We start from the raw sequence: 5,532 nt of genomic DNA, 5'->3' as shown, positions 1-5,532 counted from the left end.
TCGTCACCGGAGCGGAGCTTTACATCGACGGCGGCTTCATGGCTCGGTGACCTCATTGGTCAGTAACTGCGGGTGGTGGTTCACGGCAATAGCGTCCAAATACGAGGGACCCTCGTTCGCATTCGCACGACGCGGATGAGGGACCCGAACGCCCCCCGCAGAACCAGAACCACCCGCAATCAGGCATCACCTGCTAACCGAATTCTCTTGGTTTACAACCGAATCGCAAGCCCCCCGGCGGGGATCCGGCGGTCTCCTAAAGCGGGTGTGGTACGTTCGAATCTTCCCAGGGGCACTTCTCGCCATCACCCGCAATGACCAGGCGGCGAACGCCCGACCCTCGCCCGAGGGGTGAGCGAGGGTGTCGCTCCGACAGGCCCAGTAGTCTCCGGAGCCGTGACCCAACAGCGCCGCGTCGCACTCGTGCTCGTCCTGAACCTGTCGATGATCGCCGGGCTACTGGTTGCTGGCCTGTTCGCGCACTCGCTCAGCTTGCTCGCCGAGGGCGGCGACTTCCTTGCCGACTCGCTCGCGCTGGCCCTGGGCCTTCTGGCGATCTATCTCAGGGACCGCCATCGCAACGCGATGGCCACCACCTGGGTCGCCCTGGTAAATGCGGTGTGGCTGCTGGTGCTGTCCGTCGGCGTGGCGATATCGGCCGCTCGCCGCCTCATCAGCGGCAGTCCGGAAGTTCACGGACTGCCGGTGCTCGTGGCGTCAGCGATCGCGGCCGTGGTCATGCTGTGCGCCGCGTTGATCCTGGGCGCCGACGCGGGCAGGGAGGACCTGCACATGCGCTCGATCCTCCTCGACACTGTGGCGGACGGGGCCGCAGCCGCCGTTGTGGCGGGTGTTGGCGTCGTCCTTGTCGTCGCCAATCGCTGGTTCTGGCTCGACGCAGCCGCAGCACTGCTGGTGTCTGCCCTGATCGCCTTCGCGGCCCTCCGTCTGTTGCGCGATGTGCTCCGGGCGCTTAGGTCAGCCGCCCCGTATGTCCCCGAAGACGACGACTGACCTCCCGTTCGGGCAGTTTGTGACCTAGGCGAGGCGGACCGGCCCGGATCGCTCCGACCTGCTCGCATGCAGCGCCGTGGCGATCTGATCCGCGGACGCCGTGGGTGATACAGCAATGGCGGCCTGCCGAGCTCCTGTCCAACCGCGAGGCGTCTGCTGCCATCTCTGGTGATGGGAACGGTTGGCCCACGCACCTCACATCGCGCGACCCTTCGAGGACCCGATCCGCCCCAAGGGGCCAGAACGACCCGCAGCACTCCATACTGCGGAAAGGACCGCGGGACAAGACAACCCATTCACGGCCAGGCGGTCCAGCGGCGTCCAGACCGGCGGTCGCGGTTCGTATCCGGTCAAGGGCACTGTTCAAGTGTTCTGCGTGAAGAGTCACGACAGCAGGCCCGGAGTCAGCGGCTCCGGGCCTGCTGGCCCCTTCAAGCGGTCAGGACCGCGTGCGTTGACTCAGGGTCAGTTCTTGAAGTGACGGGTGTAGCGCTGGCTGTCGATGAGCGAGCCGATGGGGGCGACGGGCTCCACGATGTTGACCGTGTTCTTGCCGGTGGCCGGGTCGGTCATGACCAGGTTGGCCGGGCTACCGCACCACTTGACGTTCTTGCGGGCGACGGCCGGGTTGGTGGACAGGTCCGAGCAGTCGCCGGCGCGGATGCCGCTGACCTCGAGCTTGTCGGACTTGACGTCGACACGGACGTAGGAGCGTACGTGCTCCTGGTTCTCCGAGGCGTTCGCGAAGTGACGCTTGCGGCCGGTGCTCTGATCGAGCGGGTCCGGACCGTAGGTCGGGTCGACCGGGGCCTTCAGGTCGTAGTACTTCGAGCCCGACGCCGAGTTCGCGGTGACATAGACGACCCCGCCTGGGCCGAGGTCCACCTTCGTCTGCTCGGGGGTCTCAGACGGGTTGGCCTTCGCGCCGTTCTTGATCTCGTAGCTGCGCGAGTAGGCGTGGTCGTGGCCCTGCAGGACCAGGTCGACACCCATGTCCGAGAACGCGGTCGTGAAGTCCTCGCGACGGACCTTGTTGTCGCTGTCGTCCGCGTGCGAGGCCGGCGAGTAGATCGAGTGGTGGTACACGAGCACGGTCCACTTGGTGCCCGCGGCGTGCTTGGCGATGACGTCCCTGATGTACTCGACGTGGGCCGGGTCGGAGCCGCTCTTGTAGGCGTTGGAGTTGATGTCGATGAAGAGGACATCCTTGTAGGTGAACCAGTAGTTGCCACCCGCGGCCGTGGCCGTGTTCCCGCCAGGGTAGAACGCAGCACTGTTGTCCGTGTTCGGCGTGAAGTTGTGCTGCATGATCGCCTGACCGCCGGACTCGTGGTTGCCGATGGTGGAGGCCCACGTGACCTGCTTGAGCACATCGCTGGAGTCCGCGAAGTTGTCCCAGTGGATCTCGTTGTTGGCGGTCTCGACCTGATCCCCACCGGACACGAGCAGCTCGGCGTCCTTGTTGAACTCCTGCGTGTGCTCCAGAGTCGCGGCCCAACCCTTGCCGTCTGCAACAGGGTCGCCGGACGAGCCGATCTGCGGGTCGCCGAAGAAGAGGAACGAGAACGGCTGCCCCTTGCCCGCGTTGCCGGTGCTGAAGGTGTATGCCGGTGACCAGGCTCCGTCCGAGCCGACCTTGTAGCTGTAGCTGGTGTTCGGCTTCAGGCCGGACAGGGTGGCGCGGGCGTTGGACGCGGTGGTCGTGCCGACCCAGTTCCGCTTTTCCACGGCGTCGATGACGGTCGCCTTGCTCGTGAACTGACCGGCGGAGAGCTGCTTGGTCTCCTGCAGGACGACCTTCTGGTCGCTGTCGCCCGGGACGTACCAGGCGAGGTTGCGGGACGTCTCGTCGGAGCCGACACCGAGCAGGATGTCGTAGGGCGTCGCCTCGGCGGGGGCGGCATACGAGGCAGCCGCGAAGACGCCGCCGGTCGCGAGGGTCGCCACCGCAGCGGCCGCGAGGCCGGCGCGCGGCATCGTCGGCGAGGGCAGGTTGAGTCTCATGAGTTGTCCGTTCTCGTTGGGGAGAAGCGGCAGACCCCTTCAGCGGGCCGCCGGTCACCATCCCAATGGGATTCTTTGAACTGCCTGTGAACTCCGGCCCCGATGTCGGTGTCCGCTCACCGAAGGCCTCCCCCAGCGGCGAGGCTCGATACCTCAGAACGCGCGCTGGACGAACCAGACGAGCCCCATCACGGCGACTCCCGTCGCGATCAGCGTCGTGACGCCCAAACCCACCATGGGAGCCCGGTGACGCAGGAGCGCGAGCACGGGGAACACGGCCGCGATGATGGCGAGCTGGACGAGCTCTATGCCGACGTTGAAGACCAGCAGGGAGGAGAGCAGTGGCCAGGAGAACGCCTCGTCGATGCCGAGGGCGCTGGCGAACCCGAGCCCGTGGATGAGACCGAAGGCGAAGACCACGGCGAGCCGTGCCCATCCGGACCGGTCCAGCTCAAATCGGCCGACCGTGGACCTCGCGATGTCCGACGCGTGCGAGCGTCGCGTGACCACGCGCCAGATGTGCCAACCGGCCACCGCCGCGATCGACAGCGCGATGGCCGGCTCGACAAGGTCGGCCGGCGCCGCCACGACGCCGAGTGCGGCGAGGATGAACGTCACGGAGTGCGCCAGCGTGAAGGCCGTGGCCGCGAGCACGACCTCGCGCAGCCGCCGGGACCCCGCGATCAGCGCGAGCAGGAACAGGATGTGGTCCAGCCCGCCATACAGGTGCTCCGCTCCGAGCAGGAGGAACTCCCATGCGCGCTGCCCGAGGCTCTGCTGGATGCAGAATGACGGGTTCTTCGCATCCAGCAGGGCGCTGCCGGAGCGACCGTCGAGGTCGAAGGTGGCGATGGTCTCGACGCCCTTGACGAAACCCTCGTCATCGCCAAAGAGCGAGCTGCGCACCTCGTGGTGGGGGTCGTGCTCCTGCACGGGACACGTCCAGTCGAGGGTGATCGTCGTATAGGGGACGTCGCGCATGTGGACGTCGAACCGCCCGACCCGGGTCGGCGTGCACGTCGTGCCCCCGGCCGAGATCGCGAACCGGTGCGTCAGATAGGCGATCGCGCTGTCGACGTGGTCGTTGAGCGCCTTCTCCTGGCCGGGAAGATCGCCGTCGTCCCAGGCCGGCATTCCCGCACGGTAGAGCGGATCGTCGTGCTCCTGGTCGGCGACCGAGACGATGAACAGGTCGTACTCCAGGTCGAGCGTGGTCCGCACATGCCCCGCCTGCCCGCCTGCCTTGATGTCGACGTACACGGTCGAACTGAACCCGTGCGCGGACGCCGACCGGGTCGGCGACAGACCGAAGACGAGGAAAGCACACGCGACGAGCGCTGCCGCTGACCGGACGGTCCACCGTTGGGCCTGCTTCATGGACGCTCCTTCACCTGTGCGCATGCTGCAAGTTCTCGTCACCCGATGAACAGGTCTCTGCGGTCTCGCGAACAGCGCAAGAACAACAGCCGGGAGGCGCGCTCTGGTTTGGCGATCGGCTGAAGTGATCGAGTAGGAAGGAGGGACACGTCCTTGACTGCCGGAGGAACCCAGTGCCCCCGCGTTCCCTTGCACACGCTGCGCTCATCGCAGCCGCTGTCGTTCCCCTCGTCGCGGGCTGCGCGTCGGGGGTGGCCGCTCCGACCCCCTCGTCACCCGCCGCGCACGCCACTGTGGGTCCGGACTTCTACGACGAGGAGCACCCACCGCCCCCCGAGGGCACGATCACGCCCGCACCCGGCTCGTGGGACCACGTCCACCCGCCCAAGGGCTATCGAGCGGTGCTCGTGACGATGGGGACAGACCCGCAGACGACGACGCTGGTCACGGCCATCGACGAGTGGGCCCGGGCCGAGTCAGTCTCGCTCGAGCACATCGTCGTCACCAAGCACGACGAGATCATCGACAAGGTGGAGCGAGCGATCGACCTCAAGACCGAGCTCGTGATCTCCGCCGGCAACGACCTCGTCGACGCCCTGGCCACGATCACCGCCGCGCACCTACAGCAGAACTTCCTCGTCGTGGGCGCGGAACTGGCGGAACCCACGTTCAACGTGACCGCCGCCGATTGGCCGGGCGCGTCATACCGGGGCGAGGGCCTCGGCGCCTCATCAACGTACGACCCGAAGTCGTTCACACCCGAGCGAGCCGGGCGCGCCATCCGAGCCGGCACGGCTGCCGTCCTGAGCAACCACACCGGGATCGTCATCTCGCTCGACTGACGCGCGAGGTCTCGAGGACGATGCGTTGCGCCCGCGGCTGGTGGTGGGCGATGCATTCCTGTGCGCGGTGCAGGCGACGGCTATGGCTCAGGTGATCGTGGACGTGGCGTGCCGCAGGGTCTCGGCGCTGCGTTCGAGGGCGTGCTGCTCATCGTCGGTCATCGCGGGCAGGTAGGTGTGGGTCACGCCGTCGGCGCCCAGGGCCGACAGCAGCGAGAGGGTGACGTTGCGGGCTGGGTCGTGGGCGGCGACCGTGAACAAGGCTTGTTCATCTCGCAGGACCGCCTCGCTCAGG

Annotated in this window: 5 protein-coding genes; 2 read left to right on the top strand and 3 right to left on the bottom strand. The window is 67.1% G+C overall.

Annotation, left to right across the window (positions count from 1 at the left end; all coding sequences use genetic code 11):
* The first annotated feature begins 396 nt into the window (after positions 1-396).
* Positions 397-1,014 carry a cation diffusion facilitator family transporter gene (locus ACTHJJ_RS11850; protein ID WP_440303150.1) on the top strand — a complete coding sequence of 206 codons (618 nt, stop codon included), beginning with the start codon at positions 397-399 and terminating at the stop codon, positions 1,012-1,014.
* A gap of 465 nt (positions 1,015-1,479) precedes the next feature.
* On the opposite strand, the gene ACTHJJ_RS11845 is transcribed toward ACTHJJ_RS11850, so the two are convergent.
* Both ACTHJJ_RS11845 and ACTHJJ_RS11840 read right to left on the bottom strand, forming a co-directional pair.
* Entirely contained in the window at positions 1,480-3,018 is a 1,539-nt protein-coding gene (locus tag ACTHJJ_RS11845; RefSeq protein ID WP_440303149.1) for a fibronectin type III domain-containing protein, read from the bottom strand.
* A gap of 153 nt (positions 3,019-3,171) precedes the next feature.
* A complete protein-coding gene (locus ACTHJJ_RS11840) occupies positions 3,172-4,395 on the bottom strand; it encodes a HupE/UreJ family protein (protein ID WP_440303148.1) in 1,224 nt (407 codons plus the stop codon).
* A 173-nt stretch (positions 4,396-4,568) separates the two neighbouring features.
* Here ACTHJJ_RS11840 and ACTHJJ_RS11835 point away from each other — a divergent pair, with 173 nt between their 5' ends.
* Positions 4,569-5,237, top strand: a complete 669-nt coding sequence (locus ACTHJJ_RS11835; protein ID WP_440303147.1) for a hypothetical protein — start codon at positions 4,569-4,571, stop codon at positions 5,235-5,237.
* 87 nt (positions 5,238-5,324) lie between these two features.
* Here ACTHJJ_RS11835 and ACTHJJ_RS11830 read toward each other — a convergent pair.
* The coding region (locus ACTHJJ_RS11830; protein ID WP_440303146.1) for a hypothetical protein at positions 5,325-5,532 on the bottom strand (208 nt) is incomplete at its 5' end.

The organism is Intrasporangium sp. (assembly GCF_051961875.1).
GTDB lineage: Bacteria > Actinomycetota > Actinomycetes > Actinomycetales > Dermatophilaceae > Intrasporangium_A.
Note: the sequence above shows the minus strand (reverse complement) of the source record. Positions and strands in the feature narration are given on the sequence as shown.